Source organism: Rufibacter hautae (assembly GCF_008271695.1).
Classification (GTDB): Bacteria; Bacteroidota; Bacteroidia; order Cytophagales; family Hymenobacteraceae; genus Nibribacter; species Nibribacter hautae.
The window spans coordinates 1,011,039-1,032,653 of sequence record NZ_VKKY01000002.1 but is presented as its reverse complement, the minus strand read 5'-3'; the positions used below and the strand labels follow the sequence as shown (position 1 = coordinate 1,032,653).

16 protein-coding genes are annotated in these 21,615 nt (G+C 49.7%); 14 read left to right on the top strand and 2 right to left on the bottom strand.

Annotation, left to right across the window (positions count from 1 at the left end; genetic code table 11):
• Positions 1–11 precede the first annotated feature (11 nt).
• From FOA19_RS13125 to pncA, 9 genes are all read left to right on the top strand, one after another.
• Positions 12–776, top strand: a complete 765-nt coding sequence (locus tag FOA19_RS13125) for an enoyl-CoA hydratase/isomerase family protein (protein WP_149091258.1) — start codon at positions 12–14, stop codon at positions 774–776.
• 358 nt (positions 777–1,134) lie between these two features.
• On the top strand, positions 1,135–1,731 hold the full coding sequence (locus FOA19_RS13120; RefSeq protein WP_149091257.1) for an RNA polymerase sigma factor: 597 nt from the start codon (positions 1,135–1,137) through the stop codon (positions 1,729–1,731).
• 282 nt (positions 1,732–2,013) lie between these two features.
• Entirely contained in the window at positions 2,014–2,997 is a 984-nt protein-coding gene (locus FOA19_RS13115; RefSeq protein WP_149091256.1) for a FecR family protein, read from the top strand.
• An 86-nt stretch (positions 2,998–3,083) separates the two neighbouring features.
• Complete coding sequence (locus tag FOA19_RS13110; protein WP_149091255.1) at positions 3,084–6,509, top strand: SusC/RagA family TonB-linked outer membrane protein; 3,426 nt, start codon at positions 3,084–3,086, stop codon at positions 6,507–6,509.
• Positions 6,510–6,519: 10 nt separating this feature from the next.
• Positions 6,520–7,956, top strand: coding sequence for a RagB/SusD family nutrient uptake outer membrane protein (locus FOA19_RS13105; protein ID WP_190300396.1), 1,437 nt, complete (start codon positions 6,520–6,522; stop codon positions 7,954–7,956).
• Positions 7,957–8,076: 120 nt separating this feature from the next.
• Positions 8,077–10,926: a M16 family metallopeptidase gene (locus tag FOA19_RS13100; RefSeq protein WP_149091253.1), complete on the top strand. Its 2,850-nt coding sequence runs from the start codon at positions 8,077–8,079 to the stop codon at positions 10,924–10,926.
• Positions 10,927–11,171: 245 nt separating this feature from the next.
• Positions 11,172–12,263 carry a glutamate 5-kinase gene (proB, locus tag FOA19_RS13095; protein ID WP_149091252.1) on the top strand — a complete coding sequence of 364 codons (1,092 nt, stop codon included), beginning with the start codon at positions 11,172–11,174 and terminating at the stop codon, positions 12,261–12,263.
• 95 nt (positions 12,264–12,358) lie between these two features.
• Complete coding sequence (locus FOA19_RS13090; protein WP_149091251.1) at positions 12,359–13,606, top strand: glutamate-5-semialdehyde dehydrogenase; 1,248 nt, start codon at positions 12,359–12,361, stop codon at positions 13,604–13,606.
• Between the two features lie 86 nt (positions 13,607–13,692).
• Complete coding sequence (pncA, locus tag FOA19_RS13085) at positions 13,693–14,304, top strand: bifunctional nicotinamidase/pyrazinamidase (RefSeq protein ID WP_149091250.1); 612 nt, start codon at positions 13,693–13,695, stop codon at positions 14,302–14,304.
• Positions 14,305–14,366: 62 nt separating this feature from the next.
• On the opposite strand, the gene FOA19_RS13080 is transcribed toward pncA, so the two are convergent.
• The gene (locus tag FOA19_RS13080; RefSeq protein ID WP_149091249.1) at positions 14,367–15,848 is read right to left on the bottom strand and encodes a nicotinate phosphoribosyltransferase; all 1,482 of its coding nucleotides are present in this window, start codon (positions 15,846–15,848) and stop codon (positions 14,367–14,369) included.
• Positions 15,849–16,224: 376 nt separating this feature from the next.
• On the opposite strand from FOA19_RS13080, the gene FOA19_RS13075 reads away from it, so the two are divergent.
• The 5 genes from FOA19_RS13075 to FOA19_RS13055 all read left to right on the top strand — a co-directional run bounded on the left by FOA19_RS13075 (position 16,225) and on the right by FOA19_RS13055 (position 20,700).
• Positions 16,225–16,551, top strand: coding sequence for a hypothetical protein (locus FOA19_RS13075; protein ID WP_149091248.1), 327 nt, complete (start codon positions 16,225–16,227; stop codon positions 16,549–16,551).
• A 182-nt stretch (positions 16,552–16,733) separates the two neighbouring features.
• Positions 16,734–17,096, top strand: a complete 363-nt coding sequence (locus FOA19_RS13070) for a cupin domain-containing protein (protein WP_149091247.1) — start codon at positions 16,734–16,736, stop codon at positions 17,094–17,096.
• A 32-nt stretch (positions 17,097–17,128) separates the two neighbouring features.
• On the top strand, positions 17,129–18,034 hold the full coding sequence (locus FOA19_RS13065; RefSeq protein ID WP_149091246.1) for a LysR family transcriptional regulator: 906 nt from the start codon (positions 17,129–17,131) through the stop codon (positions 18,032–18,034).
• A 67-nt stretch (positions 18,035–18,101) separates the two neighbouring features.
• The gene (locus FOA19_RS13060) at positions 18,102–19,298 is read left to right on the top strand and encodes a threonine synthase (protein WP_149091245.1); all 1,197 of its coding nucleotides are present in this window, start codon (positions 18,102–18,104) and stop codon (positions 19,296–19,298) included.
• A 202-nt stretch (positions 19,299–19,500) separates the two neighbouring features.
• Positions 19,501–20,700: a dipeptidase gene (locus FOA19_RS13055; RefSeq protein ID WP_149091244.1), complete on the top strand. Its 1,200-nt coding sequence runs from the start codon at positions 19,501–19,503 to the stop codon at positions 20,698–20,700.
• A 63-nt stretch (positions 20,701–20,763) separates the two neighbouring features.
• Here FOA19_RS13055 and FOA19_RS13050 read toward each other — a convergent pair whose 3' ends face one another.
• A complete protein-coding gene (locus FOA19_RS13050) occupies positions 20,764–21,582 on the bottom strand; it encodes an aminotransferase class IV (RefSeq protein WP_190300395.1) in 819 nt (272 codons plus the stop codon).
• Between the last annotated feature and the right edge of the window lie 33 nt (positions 21,583–21,615).

The following is a 21,615-nucleotide window of genomic DNA, read 5'->3' as shown; positions in this document are numbered from 1 at the left end:
AAACAAATCATATGACCCTTACAGGTAAAGTTGACATCACCCTTGACGAGGCTGGCATTGCCGTCATCTCCTTTTTCCACCCTTCGCACAATTCTTTGCCTGGGGCGCTGTTGAACGAGCTGGCACAGACCATCCTGCAGGCTGGAAAAGAGGAGCGGGTAAAAGTGATCGTGCTCAGGAGCGAGGGGGAACGGACTTTCTGCGCCGGCGCCAGCTTTGATGAGTTGATTTCCATCCAAAACAAAGTACAGGGCATGGAATTCTTCTCGGGGTTTGCCAAGGTTATCAACGCGTGCCGGACCTGTGGTAAAATCATCATTGGACGGGTACAGGGCAAAGCCATTGGGGGCGGCGTGGGGGTAGCCGCCGCCACCGATTACTGTTTTGCCACGCAGCAAGCCTCGGTGAAGCTAAGTGAAATTGCTTTGGGCATCGGGCCCTTTGTAGTAGGTCCGGCCGTAGAGCGGAAAATAGGTCTGTCTGCGTTTTCGCAACTGGCGCTGGATGCCACTGAGTTCAGGTCCGCGGCTTGGGCCCAAGAGAAAGGATTATACGCCCAAGTGTTCGAAACTACGGAGGCAATGGATGCGGCAGTTCAGGCTTTTGCGGCTAAACTTGCTACTTACAGCCCAGATGCTTTAGCTGCTCTTAAACAAGTATTCTGGCAAGGAACAGAGCACTGGAATAAACTTTTAGTGGACAGGGCAGGCATTAGCGGCACCCTTGTATTATCTGACTTCACCAGAAATTTCATTCAGGATTTTAAGTTGAAGTAAGGATTAAGTAAATAAGGGATAATTAACCTCCTCGTTTAAGGCTACTTCTATAAAAGCAGCCTTAAACGAGGAGGTTTTTTTATGAGGTACAAGCCAACTTACGTGAAGCGATGATTACCCTTAAACCACTACACCCTACCTAACTAGCTTGTGAATCAGCAACTTTGCAGGTGGATGATTTCTATTTATTCAACAGCTGAAATCCTCATATGCTGAACATGTAAAACAATCATTTACAATTTTAACAAAACAATACTAGTAGAGATGAAAAATTAATAAGCCCTTTTTTAAATTTTAATAATTATTTGATTTACATAAGATAAAAGATCATATTAGATTATAAATTTCTACGGTAACCATGTCAGCACGTGTGCTTTATATGTCTTCTTTGCCAGATGAGCAGCTTTGGGAGTTGGTCCGGCAGGATGACATAGAAGCGTTTAACACCCTTTACCGCAAGCACTGGAAACAACTGTACAACGCCGCGTACAAACGCCTGCAGGACAAAGAAGCCTGTGAAGAACTAGTGCAGGACCTATTTGTCTATTTGTACGGTTCACGGCATCAGTTGGAAATTAACCAATCTCTAATAGGTTATTTGCATTCAGCGGTTAGAAACAAGGTTCTTAATTGCCTTCGTCAAAAAGCCACTGAACAAAAGCATGTTCACCAAGCTGCTTCTACCAAAGAAGAAGCCTATCACCATGTGGAGCTGTCCGTTGAATACAATGAACTGGCGCACGCCCTTCAATTCCATGTAGAGCAAATGCCGGATCGGAACAGAGAGGTTTATCTTTTGAACCGAGAGCAACACCTATCCGTATCGGAAGTGGCGCAGCACCTTCAAAGGCCAGTCTCCACGGTAGAGAAACAACTAAAAAAAGCCATCTCCTATTTGCGGCTGCACCTACAAGACTATTTCGCCTTGGTTCTTTTTTTCCAGACTATAGGGTGAAACTCTGTGGCATTTAATGGTAAATGTCCAGGAGCGCCTTTTAGCCACTTTCCTGAAAATTAGCCCTTAAACAGGTATTTATCTTCCTTTCCCTTCCTAGAAATCTGTACTGCAAGCAAGTTCTAAGTTAGGCTTTTGTCATCAAAAGTATTTTTAACTACTACTTCGTTGAAAGGGCCGTCTGAATTAAAAAAATTATTTTTTAGACCAGGTGGCGGTTTGGGATGCGCGCAGGTGTCATAGAAGTATACCAGTCATTTATACAAAAGCTGGGAAGCCAGAATGAGCAATAGAATCTCTCCCCATTTAATAGACAAGTACCTGGCCAATAACTGCACCCCTGAGGAAAAGTTAGAAGTGGAGCGTTGGTACGCATCTTTCGATATGAATGGAGACATTCTGGATAGCTACTCAGAAGAGGAGCAGGTAAGCCTCGAAAACAAACTGCTGGCTGGAATCCATCAAAAGGTTTCCGATGAAGGAATGAAAAGTTTGCCTTTCAAACCTGTGACTAATCCTTCTCCTAAATCACTATGGCTAAAAGTGGCGGCTGTTTTCTTACTTCTTACAGCTAGTGTTTTAGGAATATACCAGTACTCTATCAAAAAAGACAAAGTATATGAAACTGCCTACGGCGAGCGCCACATCATCATGCTCCCGGATGGCTCCAAAGTAGTGCTGAACGGAAAATCCTCCATGCGCTCCGCGAAGGAATGGTCCTCAGATACAGAAAGGGAAGTTTGGTTGACCGGGGAGGCCTTCTTCTCTGTGCAGCACACGAAAAGCCATCAGAAGTTTCTGGTTCATACCTCTGATGGGGTAACGGTGGAAGTGCTGGGCACTGAGTTCAACGTGAAGAAACGGCAAAGCGGCACCCAAGTGGTGTTGCGGGAAGGAAGCATCCGATTGCAGGTGGAAAGCACGTCAGAAAACAAGCTTCAAAGCCTGTTATTAAAACCTGGGGACTTAATTGAGGTAAACACGGCCACCCGAAAGATTAGCAAACAGGCGGTTAAACCTGAGAAATACACCTCCTGGCAGGCACCCCAGATGGTATTTGAGAACACACCTGTTAGTGACATTGTGGCGATGCTTCAGGAAACCTACGGGTACGAGGTAGTAGTGCAGGATGAAGAAATCTTAACCACGTTGGTGACCGGGTTGGTGCCGAATGACAATGTGCAGGTGTTGCTAGCGGCTTTAGGTGAAACGTTGGGAGTGGACATCAAGCAGGAGAACAAACGCTTACTTTTTTCTAAAAAATAATAAAAAAATCCCCTTTTGATTAGTGCGCCAAAAGCGCACCTGGATTTCTATTGCCTATACTTTCTCAACCCTTTGAGTTTTAAGCTATGCAGAAAATCTACTTTTTACCGCTGCTTTTTGTCTGGGCAAGTACCAACCCTCTGGCGTTCGCGCAGGAGGCGCCCCAATTTTCCTCCAGACCTGCCGTCCGGTGGGGTCCTTCTAAAGGAGATCGGGGTTCTCAGCCCCAAAAACTAGAAACGAGCTTAAAACAGCTGGAAAAAACCTACCGGGTATCTTTTTTCTACCAGAGCAAATTAGTGGCAGGGAAAACAACACTTCCCTCAGCCAACCACAAAACGGTAGAAGAAGCCTTGGACGAGGTACTTTCTAAAACCGGGCTTACCTATAGAAAAGTAAGAGAGGGATTTTATGCCATTTCCCCAAAAAAAAATAAAACCAGCTTTAAGTCTGGTGATGCAGAAGCTGTTCCAACCGAGGTGCCTGCTGCCAAAACCTCCCCCAAGGGTGAGGTGGCAACCTCTGTTGGGCAGCAAAAAGACATTCCCGTTACAGGTCGTGTGTTAGATGCGAAAGGCGGGCCTTTGCCTGGAGTGAGCATCAGCATCAACGGTACCACCAGAGGCACCATGACCGAAGGCGATGGATCCTTCCGGCTCAGCGTTCCAGAAGGGGCTACGTTGACCTTTTCTTATTTGGGCTTTCAGAAAACTGAAGTTGCCCTGAACGGGAGAACCACCTTAGACGTGCAGCTAACCCCCGATCAGACCAACCTCAATGAAGTGGTGGTCCTAGGGTATAGCACGGTGGAGAAGAAGGATTTAACAGGTTCCATCGCAACCATTAAGGCCGAGGATCTACAAATCTCAGGAATACAAAGTTTTGACCAACTATTGACAGGACGGGCAACGGGCGTAATGGTCATGCAGAATTCCGGTGCCCCGGGTTCTGGGGCTACCATCAACATCAGAGGAGCCCAAACGTTGACGGGGGACAATGAACCCTTGTACGTGATTGACGGAGTGCCCATCCTCAAGGTGCAGCAGTTCGGTGAGAACTCTGCGGCTTCTTTCACCCCGCGCGAGAACCCCTTGCTGGCTTTAAACCCCAACGATATTGCCAGTATAGACATCCTCAAAGATGCATCGGCGGCAGGTATCTACGGGGCCAGGGCAGCGAACGGCGTCATCATTGTCACTACCAAAAGAGGGAAGTTCGGGCAGAAACCAACGCTCAACTTCAACTACACGCATTCCTTTCAGAGGGTAGCCAACACCTATGACATGCTGAACGCGACCGAGTTCGCAAGCTACCTGACCCAACTTAATGGCCCTCAAAAGCCCGGTCCTGGAAATACCAATTGGATGGACGAACTTTTGGAGGAGAATGCCAGCATCAAGGAAGCCAACATTTCCATCAGGGGCGGCTCTGACAATGCCGCCTATGCCTTATCGGTCTCGTCTGCGGACCAGGATGGTTTGGTAAAGAAATCGGGGCTGAAAAGATACAGCATCCGGTTAACGGTAGACAACAAGGTAAATGAACGGCTGTCCTTTGGGGCTACGGCCAATTACTCCCATTCCAAGACCTTCAATGCCGGGATTGACAGAATCTCCAATGTCATCAGTTTTAGGCCTGATTTCCCCATTTACAATGAAAACGGGGACTACTATACTGGCAACACCCCGGGGCTGAACCTCATCAACCCGGTGATGCAGAACACCCGAAAAAACGAAGGCATAGCCCGCAACATACTGGCCAACGGGTTCATGGAAGTGAAGCTCGTGGAGGGCCTAAAGTTCAGGACCTCCGTGAACGTGGGGGAGTTGGCCAGTGCCCAAAACAACTTCATGCCCAAGCGGCTGAGAATGCCTTTGGGGCAGGCACAACTCTTCCAGAATGACTTTACTTCTACCAGCCTCACCTTTGACAACACCTTGAATTACCTGAGAACCTTCAAGGAAATCCATTCGGTAAATGCGGTGGTGGGAGCCTCCTGGTTTAACAGTATTGACGAGGTGACCGGCCGGGAGTACCTGGATTTCCCCGATGATGAAGTGTTGACGAACCCAGGATCGGCGAACAAAGCCATGCCCGTATCCAACACCAAAGTAGAAGGGGGGCTGAACTCCTATTTCGGGCGGGTGGACTATGGTTTACGGGACCGCTATCTTTTAACGCTCACAGCTAGATATGACGGTTCTTCCAAATTTGGGCCCGGAAACAAATGGGGGTTCTTCCCGTCAGTTGCCGTGGGCTGGAAAGTACACAACGAACCGTTCATGGCTGACTTCCCGGTAGTGAACAACCTGAAGCTACGGGCCAGCGTGGGTAAAACAGGAAACGCCAATTTCGCCGGATTTCTTTACGAGACCTTTTTCGGGGCCGGTTTCCGGTACAACGGGGAAAATGGGTTAGCGCCTCTGGGCGTGCCCAACCGCAACATACAATGGGAGACTACCAAGCAGGTAGACGTAGCGTTGGAGTTTGGTTTGTTCCAGGACCGGATTTTCGGGGAAATAGGGTTCTTCTCCAAAAAGACCAATGGCTTGTTGACGTATGCGCCTATACCCGGGCAATTGGGTTTTGGGCAGCAAATCCAGAACCGCGCCGATCTCCAGAACCTGGGCTACGAAGTCCAGATTGGAGGCGACATCATCAGAACGCCCAAGGTTAGGTGGTCTTCCACGTTCAACTATTCCCGCATCAAAAATGAAGTCACCAGCCTGAACGGGGGGTATATTTTTTCCGGCGGTGGAAACGGCAACATCCGGGAAGGGGAGCCCCTTGGTTTCATCATGGGCTACGTGGTAGAAGGCATCTTTCAGACGGCTGATGAGATTACTGCCCTCAACACCCAGGCGCAGGCTGGCGGAGGCGCTTTTTACCAAGTAGAGAAAACCTCGCCCGGCGACTATAAATACAAAGACATAAGTGGCCCCAACGGCGTGCCCGACGGCCGCATCACCAGCGATGACCGCACCATCATTGGGTACATCCAACCTGATTACTACGGTGGCTGGTACAATAACATCAATTACAAAGGTTTTGACTTCTCGTTCCTCTTCACGTACGCCGCGGGTAACTCTAAGGAATGGCTTACAGGCGAAACCTTCCATTCTGGTTCCAGCAATGTATTGAGAGACCAGGTTTATGACGCCTGGACCCCTGAAAACCCAGACGCTGAATTCCCAAGAGTCATTCTGGACGACCCCAATGACAACCGCCGCACCTCCACCGCCAATGTGCTGAAAGCCGATTATCTGAAGCTGAAGAACGTGCAGTTGGCTTATACCTTCCCTGAGAAAATGTTCAGCAAGGCGTACATCACCCGGGCACAGGTTTTTGTGGCGGCCTCCAATATTTTCAGCATCACCAACTATCCGGGCTTAGATGCGGAAGCGGTTACCTCAGAGCGTCCGGTGGGCAACTCCACCATTGACAATGGCCGGGACCTGGAAGGCTATCCTTTCTCGCGCGTCATCTCCTTCGGAATCAACATCGGCTTTTAAACCTCAGACCATGAAAACCTATACCTATATTTTCCTTTTAGGGGCTACGTTCCTGGGAGCTTGTGGCCTCATGCAGGATGTAGAAGACATTGACCCTCTTTACGTTCTGGATTCAGGTACCGTAATCACCGATGCCCCCTCGGCGGAGTTGGCCCTGAACGGGGTATACAACAGCTATTACCAAGGAGATTTCATGCCGTATATGGCCACCATCACCTCCCAATTAGGCGTGTCGTCGGTGGCAACGCCCACCAATCCGGTTACGGATTACCAGCGGAATGACATCAAAGCCAATGACAACTTCTCCTCCAACATCCATTCGGGTCTGTATAACATGATCAACCGGGCCAATTGGGTGATTGACCGGGTGAGTGCTTTGCCTAACACGGGTTTTGCCGGCAACCGCAGAACGGAGATCATTGGGGAAGCCAAATACAACAGAGCCTTGGGCCATTTCTATCTGTTACGCTGTTTCGGGCAGTTCTGGGACAAGAACTCGCCCTTGGGCATCACCCTGAAAAAGGAACCTTCCCGTTCCGCCGAGATTTTCCCCCGCGACCGGGTAGAAGACGTGTACACCTATATTCTGAAAGACCTGGAGGAAGCCATTGCCGAGGCTCCGGCCTTCAGACAGCATTATTTTGCCAGCAGCGTGGCTGCCAAAGCTTTGAAGGCGAAAGTGCAATTGTTCCACCAAGACTTTGCCGGTGCCGCCGCCACAGCCAAGCAGATCATAGACGATAGGGCAGATGCGTATGAACTGGTGCCTACCTTCAATGAAGTGTTTGCGCCTATTCCGGCCTCCTTCAACTCCAAAGAAGCGCTTTTCTCCGTGGCCACGAACGAAACTTCTTCCGTGGGCATGGACAACCTGTACTTTTTCTTTGCCCAATACGCCATATCGCCTTATGTGAAAAGCCTTAAAGAACAAAGCGTGATGATTGGCGGCACCTCCGTGAAACTGGACAAAGGAAGAATAACATTGACGGATAGTGTGCACTGCTTTGCCCCAAATGTGTGCTTCCCCATGAATGGAAAATTTCCCTTTCCGGGTGGCCCCACCAAGAGCACGTACTTCCACATGCGCATGGCTGAAGTTTACCTGATCTACGCCGAGGCAGAAGCCAGAAGCGGATCAATCAATAATGCCTTGGAAGCCTTGAACCAAGTGAGAGTCCGGGCAGGCGCAGATCCTTACCCAGCCACTACCACCAAGGCAGAGATACTGGAAGCCATCAGGGTAGAGAAGGTGATGGAGTTAGCCACTGAAAATGGGGAAGATTGGTTTGACTTGATCCGGTACGAAACCGTTGATCCTACTTTCATGATTTCGGCTAAGAAATCCACCCTGCTGGAAAGTTCAGCCTCGGGCGGCACCGAGAAGTATGTGTTGCCTTTCCCTAGAAGCAGCATAGATGCCGGTCTTGCTCCCAACCCAGGTTACTAAGAAAACACATCTAAGCAGCCAAGCAACAAAGCACTGTTTTCAGCCTGTTTTAGCCATTCTTACCTAAAAGTAGGAGATGGCCTGGCATTTCATTGAAGTTAAAATCTAGATATCAACCTTATGTTACACAGAATTGGAATAAGCGTTCTGCTCGTGGTCGGGACTTTGGTTACCGCTGGGGCCCAAACGAAGCTCATTGAGAAGGTCTCCAAAAAAGGGAATGAGTTTACTATTCCTTTCGAGAAGTATAAACTGGCCAACGGCCTTACCTTGATTGTGCACGAGGACCATTCTGACCCGGTGGTACATGTAGATGTGACGTACCACGTGGGCTCAGCCCGCGAGGAGGTAGGGAAATCTGGCTTCGCCCATTTCTTTGAGCACATGATGTTCCAGGGCACCGACCATTTGGCGGATGAGGAGCACGTCAAGATTGTGTCTGAGGCGGGCGGCACCATGAACGGAGGAACTTACCGTGACATTACCAATTACTATGAAACCATGCCCAGCAACCATCTGGAGACGGCTCTCTGGCTGGAGGCGGACCGCATGGGCTTCTTACTTGACGCCGTTACCCAACAGAAATTTGAGGTGCAACGCGAAACCGTGAAAAATGAAAGGGGGCAGCGGGTAGACAACCAACCGTACGGGCGCGCCTCTGAGATCATAGACCAGACCATGTACCCACCCGGGCATCCGTATTCCTGGCCAGTGATTGGCTACGTGGAGGACCTCAACCGCGTGAACGTCCAGGACCTCAAGAACTTCTTCTTGCGCTGGTACGGTCCTAACAACGCCACTTTATCGGTGGGTGGGGACGTGACGACTGCCGAGGTAATCAAATTGGTGGAAAAATACTTTGGGTCCATTCCTTCGGGTCCTGCCGTAGAAGATGTGCCACCCATCCTTCCTTCCTTAAACAAAGACCGGTACGTCTCTTACCAGGACAATGTGGGGTTCCCGATGCTGCGCATGTCTTTTCCTACGGTGCCAGGTGGGCACAAAGATGAGAACGCACTCTCTGTGTTAGCGCAGGTGCTGGGCCAGGGGAATAGCTCTATTTTCCATAAAACGTTCGTAAAAGACCAGAAAGCAATATCAGCTAACGCGTATAATTCAGGCGGTGAACTTGCCGGAGAGTTCCAAATATCCATTACGGCCCTTCCCAATACTCCGCTTTCCCAAACAGAAGCGCTTTTACGAAAATACATCGCTTCTTTTGAAGAAAGAGGGATTACAGACGATGATCTGATCCGGTACAAGGCATCGGCGGAGGCTAGCCTGATCAACCGTCTGGCCAGCGTAAATGGCAAGGTTTTCCAGTTGGCGCTCTTTGAGACATTTCAGAATACTCCCAACTACCTGCAGGAAACGCTGCGAAACATTCAGGCAGTCACCAAAGAAGACGTAGTGAGGGTGTACAATCAATATTTAAAAAGCAAGCCCAGCGTGATTCTGAGCGTGGTGCCCAAAGGAGAAGAAAAGCTTATTGCAAGGGCAGATAATTTCCTTCTGAACACCAAACTGCCCACGAGCCCTCCGCAGGATTTCAGCCAATTAAAATACACCAAAGCGGTTGATTCTTTTGACCGGAGCAAGCGACCCGTAGTGGGCGCCGCCAAGACCGCCGTAGTTCCGGAGTTTTACACGGCCAAATTGAAAAACGGGCTAAAAATCATAGGCACCAAGTCTGATGAAATCCCTACAGTGACGATCAAAATCACGGTGGAAGGCGGCCATCAGTTATCGGCGGCTACTCCGGGGAAAGCTGGCATCAGTGCCCTCACCGCCTCCATGATGAACGAAGACACCGAGAAGTTCACCTCCGAGGAGATTGCCCGGCAGCTCAGCCAAATGGGCAGCAGTGTGTCCATCAACAGCGGTTCCCATGAGGTGACCATCTATGTAAACTCACTTACCAAACACCTGGACAAAACCCTGCAATTAGTGGAGGAACGCCTATTGCACCCCAAATTTGGCCAGGAAGATTTTGACCGGTTGAAGAAGCAGCAACTGGAAGGCATCGCCAACCAAGCCACGCAGCCTACCTCCATAGCCCACAATGTGTATCAAACCCTTCTCTATGGCCCTGATCATTACCAAGCGATTCCAACCTCCGGCACAACGGAGAGTGTGAGCAGTCTTACTTTAGACGATGTAAAGCAATTCTACAAGACCAATTTTTCTCCTTCCGTGGCACGGATGGTGATTGTAAGTGACCTTAGCGAAAAGGAAATACTACAGAAACTTTCCTTTTTGAATAGGTGGGAGAAAAAGAAGGTCTCTATTCCAACCTTAACTGCTGCCCCAACTAATAATCAAACCCGGATTTACTTAGTAGACAAAAAGGAAGCTGCTCAATCAGAGATAAGGATTGGGTACCTGGCTCTGCCTTATGATGCTACGGGGGAGTACTTCAAGTCTAACCTGATGAACTTTGTGTTGGGTGGTGGGTTCAACAGCCGCTTGAACCTGAACCTGCGCGAAGACAAAGGTTATACCTACGGTGCTTTTTCGGGGTTCAGCGGAAACAAAAATGGGGGAAACTTTACGGCCTATGCCGGTGTGCGGGCCGATGTGACGGCTGAGTCGGTGGCTGAGTTCATGAAAGAGATCAAGGCCTTTCAAAAAAGTGGCTTAGATGAAAAAGAACTTCAATTTTTGAAGAACTCTATTGGCCAATCAGACGCCCGCAATTACGAAACCCCGTGGCAGAAAGCAGACTTCCTGGACCAGATAGTAGAATTTGATTTACAAAAGGATTTCATGAAAAAGCAATCGGCTATTTTAGATTGTATTTCTAAAACAGAGGTAAACGCACTTGCCGCTAAGAACCTACCCGCTGATAAAATGCACATTCTGGTAGTGGGCGACAAAAAGACTGTTCTGCCTAAACTTGTTACCTTGGGCTATGAAGTGGTAGAACTGGACCATGAAGGACATCCTATTAAAACCTCCAGTACCAAGTAAAATATACTTGATTTAGTATAGTGCGAAAAAGCCCTTGAGATATTCAAGGGCTTTTTTGATTTATATGCTAGAATTGCATTTGGAAACTATAATTTATATTACTGTAGAAATCTAATATTATGCTTCTCTGAAAGAAATGCCTATATTCTCTTTAAATTTCTTTCTACCTGTTCATATTCTTTAAAAAGAATAGAGTAATCTGCTCTGATTCTTAAAATTTCCTATTCTCAAAGTGGAAGTCACTTATGTCATTTATTTATAAGAGGATCATTGTCAAGATTGGCTCAAACGTACTCACTCAGGAAGATGGGATGCCAGATGAAGCCCGCATGCAGCACCTGGTAGAGCAGATCTCGACTTTGAAAAAGGAGGGGAAGGAAGTCATTGTGGTCTCCTCGGGGGCAGTGGCCTCCGGCCGAAGTCTCCTTTCCATTCCCGAGAAAACGGATGCCGTGAGTGCGCGTCAGTTGCTGGCTTCTGTGGGACAGGTGAAACTCATCAATACTTATTCGCAGCTTTTCAGCCAGCACGGGCTAGTCTGCGCGCAGGTCCTGGTTACCAAAGAAGATTTTCGGGACCGGGGCCATTACCTGAACATGAAGAACTGTTTTCAGGTGCTGCTGCAGAATAACGTCATTCCCATTGTGAATGAGAACGATGTGATCTCTGTCACTGAGCTTATGTTCACTGATAACGACGAACTGGCCGGCCTGATCGCGTCCATGCTCAACGCCGACGCCCTTTTAATTTTGAGCAACGTGAACGGCATCTATAACGGTGATCCCAAAGACCCAGCCAGCACGGTGATCAAGGACATTGATGCTTCCACCACAGGTTTTTCCTCCTTCGTGACCACACAGCGATCTCAGTTTGGCCGGGGCGGCATGATCACCAAATGCCATATGGCTCGCAAAGTGGCCCAACTGGGTATTCCGGTGCACATTGCCAACGGCAAAACGGAAAACGTACTGCCCCGGCTGCTGAAGGGAGAACTGGAGAACACCCGCTTCCTGCCCGATAAATCTGCCTCCGGGCGAAAGAAATGGATCGCTCATTCCGGGACCTTCGCCAAGGGGGTGGTGCAAATCAACGAAGGCGCCAAAGCCGCCCTATGCAGCTCTCAGGCTGCCATTAGTCTGCTGCTGGTTGGCGTGGTGCAGATCCAGGGCGACTTCCAGAAAGGGGACATTGTGAAACTGGTGGATGAACAGCACCGGCAGGTTGGCTTCGGGATTGCCGAGTATGGCTCAGAGAAGGCACTGGAGAAACTGGGGCTGCAAAAGCAAAAACCGCTGGTGCACTATGATTACCTCTTCCTCAATCCGGAGCTGGTGTAAACCCGCTTTTTATTTTAAGCCAGAAATTAAGAAAACAGGTCTAAATTCCTTTAAGATTAGAGGTTAAATAAAGAATCACCCTTGTAAACAGGAGCATGGAGTACGAAGAAATATTCAGGCAAACCCAACAGGCCAGCAGGTCTTTGGGAATGTTGAAACCAGACCAGGTAAATACCATCTTGCGGGAGGTGGCTGCAGCCGCTTTGGCGCAGACTGATTTTATTCTGGCCGAGAACCAAAAAGACCTGGCCCGCATGTCTCCTGATGACCCCAAATATGACCGACTGGAACTTACCCCAGCCCGCCTGCAAGACATCGCTAAAGACCTTGAGAACGTGGCCAGCCTCCACTCGCCTTTAGGCGAAGTCCTGCTGCAAAAGGAACTTCCTAACGGGTTAAAAATGAGCAAAGTCCGGGTGCCCTTGGGTGTGGTGGGGGTAATCTATGAAGCCCGGCCCAACGTGACGTTTGATGTCTTTGCGCTCTGTTTTAAAACGGGAAACGCTTGCCTGCTAAAAGGAGGCAGTGATGCAGAATTCTCTAACCAATCCATTATTTCGGTCATCCACCAAGTACTTGACAAACATGGGCTTGACCCAAGCATCGCTACGCTGTTGCCGCCGGGTAGAGACGCTACCAAGGCTCTGTTAGAAGCCATCGGGTACGTAGAGGTGCTTATTCCCAGAGGCAGCCAAGCGCTGATTGATTACGTGCGGCAGAACGCTAAAGTACCCGTGATTGAAACCGGCGCCGGCATTGTACACACCTATTTCGATGCCTCTGGGGATCTGGAGAAAAGCCGCAGCATCATTCACAACGCCAAAACCCGCCGGGTAAGCGTCTGCAATGCCCTGGACTGTCTTTTGGTACACCAAGGCCGCTTGGCAGATTTGGCTTTATTGGTGTCTCCCTTGGCCTCAGAAAAGGTGATGATCTACGCCGATGAACTAGCTTTCGCGGCGCTGAAACAAGAATACCCAACTGAATTGCTGCAATTGGCCGAGGAAGAACACTTTGGAATGGAATTTCTTTCCTTGAAACTAGCCGTGAAAACAGTCCCGGATTTGTCAGAGGCGCTGGAGCACATTGCCCGGTACAGCTCCAAACACAGCGAGGCCATTCTGGCGGAAGACCCCAAAACCATAGATACGTTCCTGACCACGGTAGATGCAGCCGCGGTGTATGCCAATACCTCCACGGCCTTCACCGACGGAGCCCAGTTTGGCTTGGGGGCGGAAATTGGCATTAGTACCCAGAAACTGCATGCCCGCGGTCCTATGGGATTGGAGGAGTTGACCAGCTATAAATGGATCATAAAAGGAGAGGGACAGGTACGGAGATGACCCTTGGACTTACCAAAACCCCTTCTTTAATTAAGCTTTTACCAGATTTGGCGTAAAAGACTATTTTTGCACGAAGACCCACGCACATGAAAGCACTTCTGCTGATTGATATCCAAAATGACTTTATTCCGGGCGGCGCGCTTGCTGTTCCAGAAGGCGATGCCATCCTGCCCATTGTCAATGCTTTGCAGCCGCACTTTGATTTGGTGGTGGCCACGCAGGACTGGCACCCTGCTGACCATAAAAGCTTCGCCTCGCAGCATGCCGTGAAGCAGGTTTTTGAGACTACCCAGCTGCAGGGCCTGGAGCAAGTTCTCTGGCCCGATCACTGCGTGCAGGGCACACCCGGAGCGGAATTTTCTCCAGCACTAGAGATGAACAGGGTAGAAGCTATTTTCCGTAAAGGCACCGATCCGGAGATTGATTCCTACAGCGGATTCTTTGACAACGGCCACCTGAAGTCCACAGCCTTGGCAGACTACCTCAAGGGCAAACAAGTCACAGAGGTGTACCTGGTGGGTTTAGCCGCGGATTATTGCGTGTATTTCACGGCTCTGGACGCAATCAAGGAAGGGTTTACCACCTATTTTATAGAAGACGCCACCCGGGCCATCAACGCCGATGGGTTTGCCAAGGCCAAAGCTGATATGCAGGCGAAAGGCGGACGCTTTTTGCAGAGCATTGACATTTTGGACTAAATTAATGGCTTTCTGTTTTACCCCTACTTTCTGAAAAAAAGGGGTAAAACAGAAAAGCTGGTTTACGCTTCCTGGTTCTGCTCCTTTTTTCTGAGCTGAATGATCAGGTTCATTTTTTGGTCATGCAGGCGTTCTTCCAAGCCTACTTTATAGATGTGCGGATTAAGGAAACGGCGGTAGGTCTCATGCAATAGGCTTAGTTGCTGCTTGGTCCGTTGCTGGATGGCCCCCAAAGCAGGGGAGTCATAGACCTGTTTCCCGGATCTAAAAACTGGCACCAACAAGTCTTCATAGTGGCACTCTTTAGAGAAACTCTTGCGCTGCGTGGGGTCATTGGGGTGCACCATGGTTCCGGAGGTGTTGACCTCCAAGGGCTCAGAGTAAATCATGTCACCTACAATGGTATTGCCTTGGTAGAACCGGCGTACCTGCAGTATGCCCGGTGTGGAGATTTTGATCAATTGCTCAGAGAGTTTGAGTTTATAGTCCCACTCACCATCGGCTTGCCGGAAAGCGGCTAGTTTATAAACCCCACCCAAGGCTGGTTGGTCATAAGCCGTTACCAGTTTGGTACCAATACCCCAGGTATCAATGCGCGCGCCCTGTAGTTTCAAACTTTGGATCAGGTGCTCATCCAGATCATTGCTGGCCAGAATGGATACTTTAGGGAAACTTGCCTCGTCCAGCATCCTGCGGCCTTCAATGCTCAGGTAAGCCAAATCCCCGGAATCCAGCCTGATTCCCCTCAGTTCACTTCCGTTCGCCCGCATTTGCCGGGCCACTTCAATCGCCTTTTTGATGCCATCCAGGGTTTTGTAGGTGTCTACCAGGAACACAGAGTCATGGGGGAACACATCGGCGTAGGATGAGAAAGCGTCCTGCTCCTCGTCAAAGGACATCACCCAGCTATGCGCGTGGGTGCCCTTCACCGGAATGTTGAACAACTGCCCCGCCATCATGTTGGAGGTGGCCCCAACTCCGCCTATGAACGCAGCCCGGGCGGCCGAGATGGCGCCGTCCGGACCTTGGGCGCGCCGCATGCCAAACTCCAAGACATTGTCGCCCTGGGCGGCATCCACTACGCGGGCGGCCTTAGTGGCAATCAAGGTTTGGAAGTTCAGGATCGTCAACAAAGGGGTTTCCAGCAACTGGCACTGCAGAATAGGGCCTTTGATGCGCAACAGCGGCTCATTGGGGAACACCACCGTGCCCTCGGGGATGGCGTCTACATCGCAGGTGAACTCCAGGTGGCGCAGGTGATCCAGAAAACCGTCCTCAAACAACTGCTGGTTCTGGCTTCCTTTCAGGCCTTTGAGGTAGGCCAGATCTTCTTCGGTGAACTTGAAATTACGCAGCAGGTCTAGGGCATCTTCCAGGCCGGCGCACACGGTGTAGCCTCCTTTGAAGGGGTTAGAGCGGAAATACAGATGAAAAACGGCTTCCTGCTCTTGCATCTCTTTTTTCCAGTATCCCTGGGCCATGGTTAGTTGGTACATGTCGGTGAGCAGGGCAAGGGAGAGCTGGTAGCGTTGGCTGATGTTCATAATCGTAAAGTTGATTCTTCAATGTAAGAAACTACGAATATGGCAAAATTCCACTGCCTTCAACGCTGATTTATTTTAAGCACCCTGTTCAACCTAAGAAAAACAAGATTCCTTTTGAAGATTACCTTTTAGTTTACATGACAAGTAAACCTTCCCTCTGCTTTGTTTTGCGTGTTATTTCTGGAAAATGGCCTTAAAACAAAGAATTGACAAAATGATTTTTTAGGGGGTGAAAATGAAAGATTTTTCACCATAATTGTAAAAATAGAAGAACTAAATGTAACTATCTAAAAACCAGAACGTATAAAAACCTAAGCATATCACAATTGATGTGACTTTTCCTTGGAATTCAGTAGGGCTTTTAAATATAGAAATCATGAAAAAAGACCAATTATCTACCCTGATTGCCATAGGATTCTTTGCCGGAACCTTTGTGATAGCTTTCTCCTCCAACGACTCTGATATTGCGGCCATGCGCGTACTGGCGTACTTGGCCATAGGTTGTTTCTTATCAATTATTACCATCTTTTGGGATAAACTCATGGCCGCTGACACGAAAGAGCACCATTCCAAAATTGACACAGTTTTATACGACGCAGAGAAATTCTCTGAAGAATATGGCGACGTTTACGTGCTGGCCGATAGATTGAAAAAACAGCGTAAAATCAACAAAGGCGAAGCATTCAATGGAACTACGGCTTAAGTTGTAGCTTCCTTTCTTCTTTGTCTGGCTTTAGGCCAGATAGGCACACAATCTGAAAAAGCTTCTCTTTTTAGGAGAAGCTTTTTTGTTTGAAGGCAGACCAGGGTGCCTTGGCGAAGCTTTAGAAAAGAATATCACCGCCAATGTGCTATCTTCACCCAACAAGCCAAACACCTAAACCCATGGACAAAGTAAACCTTGCGGAGAAGCTGGCGCTTTTCTCTGACCACTGGAACCCCAGAATTGTAGGCGAGCTCAACGGCCAGCACGTAAAACTTGCCAAATTCAGCGGTCCTTTTGTGTGGCACCACCACGAGGAGGAAGATGAGCTGTTTCTGGTAGTGCAGGGCCAGTTCAGGATGGAGTTCAGGGATAAAACCGTGGAGCTGCGCGAAGGCGAATTCCTGATCGTGCCCCGCGGGGTAGAGCATAGGCCCGTAGCCGATAAAGAAGTAAGTGTGCTGTTGTTTGAACCCGCTTCTACCGTGAACACCGGCAACCGCCAGGACAACGAACGCACCCGTCTCACCCTTGATCATTTGTAGATCAAATTCACATTTCCTCATGAACCCTTGCCGTGATCTCGCACAAACACGTTGTTTTTTTTGAAGTGGCCCGCCAACTCAGTTTCACCAAGGCGAGCCAGATTCTGTACATCAGCCAATCGGCCATAAGTAAGCAGATTAAGGCCCTGGAAGATTACTATAAAACCGGGTTGTTTGAACGGCACGGCAACACCATCAGCCTTACCCCGGCAGGACAGCTCTTGTTCCAGAAATTAGAGGCGGTGCAACAGATCCAGAACGATTTGCACCAGGAGCTTCCGCTTCTCAGCCAGGAATTTCAGCCGCAGATTTCGCTGGTGTTGGGCGCCAGCACCACTATTTCCCTGTACATCCTGCCGCCGGTGCTCTCGGCTTACCTGACCCAATATCCGAAGGTAGAACTGAGCCTCCGAAACCGGAACAGCGAGAACATTTTGAAAGCCTTGCTGGACCATGACATAGACCTGGGCATAATTGAAGGCATCAACAAAGTAAGCCAGGTTACTTATACGCCTTTCCTTACCGATGAAGTCATCGCTGTGTGCTCGCCCCGTAATCCGCTCATCAAGCATGACCTGGAGTTGAAGGACTTATACCAAATCCCATTGGCGCTGCGCGAGTCTGGTTCCGGCACCTTGGCGGTATTGGAGGAGGCGCTGGTGCAGAAAGGCGTCAAGCTGGCCCAGTTACCAGTGCGCGTACGCTTAGGCGGCACCGAGGCCCTGAAGAACTTCGTGCGGGTAGATACCTGCTTGGCTTTTCTGCCCCGGCAAGCTGTGGTGAAGGAACTTGAGTCTGGCGAGTTGGTGCAGGTGAAGATCAAAGACCTGCAGGTGCACAGGACCTTTAATTTCATTCAGCGCAAAGGCACCGAGAACAATGCCCCTTATAAGAACTTCATACAGTTCATGAAACGCCAGTATTCCAAAACGGAATAGTCTATAGCAAATAGCTATTTGTTCTCCTCATAGTAGTTGTACTACTTGCCGTAGCAAATTTATACCTATGGCCACGCAAGTAGAAACCAGTCTCAGCACCATCACCGCGCTTACCTGTTCCAAGTGTGGTCAGTCCCATGACCATGAAGAGCAACAGCGTGTCTCTTCCTGTTGTGCCCTACCGCTGCTGGCGCAGTATGACCTTTCAGGCACGTTTTCTAAAAAAGCCCTCCAAAATAGAGAAGGCACCATGTGGCGCTACCAGGAGGTTCTCCCCGTATTGGACAACAAATACAAAGTCTCTTTAGGGGAAGGATTCACGCCCATTCTGGATTTCAAAAACCTGGGCAGTGCCTATGGCTTCCGTGATTTGCTGCTGAAAGACGAAGGAAAAAACCCTACCGGATCGTTTAAGGCACGGGGGCTGAGTATGGCCATCTCCAAAGCTTTGGAATTAGGCACTGAGGGCTGCATTATTCCCACCGCCGGAAATGCTGGGGTTGCCATGGCCGCTTACTGCGCCAAAGCCCATCTGCCTGCCGTGGTGGTCATGCCCCGGCATACGCCCAAAGCCTTCAAAGAAGAGTGTTACTGGTACGGTGCCCAGATCCATTTGATAGATGGCCTCATCAACGACTGCGCAGCCGAGGTGCGGCGCCTGAACCAGGACATCCAACTGCTGGATGTCTCCACGCTCAAAGAACCCTACCGGATAGAAGGCAAGAAAACCATGGGCTACGAGATTGCCGAGCAGTTGAACTGGACCCTCCCGGATGTGATTCTCTATCCTGCCGGTGGCGGTACAGGCCTCATCGGGATTTGGAAGGCCTTCCAGGAGATGATTGCCATAGGTTGGCTTAAGGAAGATGTGCAATTGCCCCGCATGGTAGCGGTACAGGCAGAGAACTGCCGCCCGATTGTAGACACCTTTTTAGGGCTGCAGGAACATTGTCAGAACTATAATGGCCAGCCTACTCTTGCCAACGGCCTGGCCGTGCCGCGTCCCTTGGGCGAGCCGCTCATGTTGCAGGTGCTGGCGCAATCTAGCGGCACGGCTATCTCCATCACCGAGGAAGAGATGGTGGAAGGGGTACGGGAGATCGCCCGGAAGGAAGGCTTGTTTGTGGCCCCCGAAGGCGCCGCCGTCTGGATGGCCGCCCGCAAACTCCTGAAACAAGGCTGGCTCAAACCCGAAGAAAAGGTACTGCTCCTCAATACCGGCTCCGGCCAGAAATACATAGAGAACATTGAAGGAAGGTACTAAAAGGTAGTTCTGAGTTCTGAGTCTAGAGTCCTGAGTTTAGTTTTTCGATTTTAGGCTATTGAACAGGATATGGGGTTTAGAGTCTGCTTTTTAAAATTCAACTCAGAACTACAGGCTCAGAACTCAGGACTTCCACCTTGGGGGTTCCGTTGTTTTTGTGTAAAATAGATGCCTAAACCAATGGTCTGTCCTCGTCACCTCCATGAAACCTTCTCTTCTTCCTCTTGCTGTATTGTCTTTGAGTTTTCTGGCGTCTTGTAGCAGTTCTTACCAGGCCATCCACCAGAAAGCCATCTTAGTGGATACCCACAACGATGTCTTGTCTCAGGTGGTCATGGAAGGGCAGTCCATGGAGCAGGATTTGACCGGAAAGGCCCACACAGATTTAGCTAGGATGAAGAAAGGAGGGATGGATGTGCAGGTGTTTGCCGTTTTTTGTGACGAGACATATGGTCCCGGCCGCGCTTTCAAGTTTGCTAACCAGCAGATAGACACCCTGGAAGCCATTGTTCACCGCAATCCCGATAAGCTAGCCTTGGTGACTTCGCCGGCTCAGATGCGCGAGGCAGTGAAAGCCAAAAAGATTGCGGCCCTGACCGGGGTAGAAGGCGGCCACATGATGGAAGATAAACTGGAGAACCTGGACCTTCTCTACCGCCGGGGCGTGCGGTATCTTACCCTTACCTGGAACAACAGCACCTCCTGGGCGTCCTCGGCCGCCGATGAAACCAAAGGATCCGGCTTCAACGGGAAAAAAGGCCTGAACGACTTCGGGAAGCAGGTGGTCAAGCGCATGAACGATCTGGGCATGCTGGTGGACCTTTCGCACGTGGGCGAGGTATCCTTTTACGATGCCTTGGCCACCTCCACCAAACCAGTGCTGGTGTCCCACAGTTGTGCCGCTGCTCTTTGTCCGCATCCCCGCAACCTTACAGACGACCAGATCAAAGCCATCGGCAAAAACGGGGGCGTCATCCATGTGAACTTCTTCTCAGAGTTCCTGGACAGTGCCTACACCACCCGCATCAAGGCTTTTATTGCAAAACACGAACCCGAGATTAAGCAGCTCCACGATTCAGGCGTCAAGGATATGGACCTTCGTAAAACCATTTTCCAGCGCTACCCCGAGGAGTCCAGTACCATTGAACCACCCATCGGTGCGCTGCTGGACCACATAGACCACATCGTGAAACTAGCGGGAATTGACCACGTAGGCCTGGGCTCAGACTATGACGGTATCTCATCAGCGCCCATCGGCTTGCATGATGTCAGTACTTATCCCTTGATCACCAAAGGGCTGCTGGAACGCGGCTACAGCAAGCAGGACATCGGGAAAATCCTGGGGGGCAACTTTATCAGGGTTTGGGAAGCGAACGAACCCAAAAGCGTGGCTAAAAACTAGAACAGGCCCGTTCTGTTTTCCGCATCTTTAGGCAAAATCAGGCTAAAATGAGATTTGCCTCTGTTAAAAGCCTAGCTCGTTCATGATACTTTCCAGCACCAGTGGCTGGGTGCCGATTATTTCTCCGTCCAATGTCTCAATCATCCTGAGGCCCGTCACGTTTCCGCCAAAAACTACCTGCGCCTCTTTCAATGCATCAGGCTTGAACAAGCCTTCTTGTACATCCCAATTGTTTTGGCTCACCAATTGCAGGAGCTTCCGACGGAGAATCCCGTTTAAGCATCCAGTTGCCAAGGCTGGCGTGAAAAGCATCTGGTCCTTGATCCAGAAAAGGTTGGAGAAGGTGAGTTCGGCTAAGTTACCAGCCGGATCTAATAAGATAAGGTCGTCTAACCCGCGGGATGCTTTCTCGCGGCTGGCCAACACGTACACTGGTGAGTTGACTCCTTTAAAGGAGGAGAAAGGCGAGGGGATGGTTCTACTCGTTTGACAAATTCCCACTTGAATGGGGTTTGTTAGAGGCTTTTGGGCTTCCTGCACAGTGACAAGCCATTCGGCCTTGTCTGTTTGGGGCGTGTAGAGCCCGGCACCCGCCCGCCAAACTTTCAGTTTCACTCTTGCCAAAGACCCGTACTTATTCTGTTCTGCAAGTTGGAGCAACGTTTTTGAAAATTGATCAGAAAACAGTTCTGCGGGCATTTCAATCCCCAATGCATCGGCAGCCTCTCTGATTCGTTCCAAGTGCTGGGGCCAGAACCTGATTTTGCCTTCTTTTAGGATAATCGTCTCAAAAAAACCATCGTTGTACTGGAAGGCCCGGTTAGAGATAGGCAAGAGCAATTCTTCTTCTAAAATGGTTTGGCCGTTATAAAGTAGATACACCGTTGTCTGGAGTGGTTGGTGAAAGATTGGGCA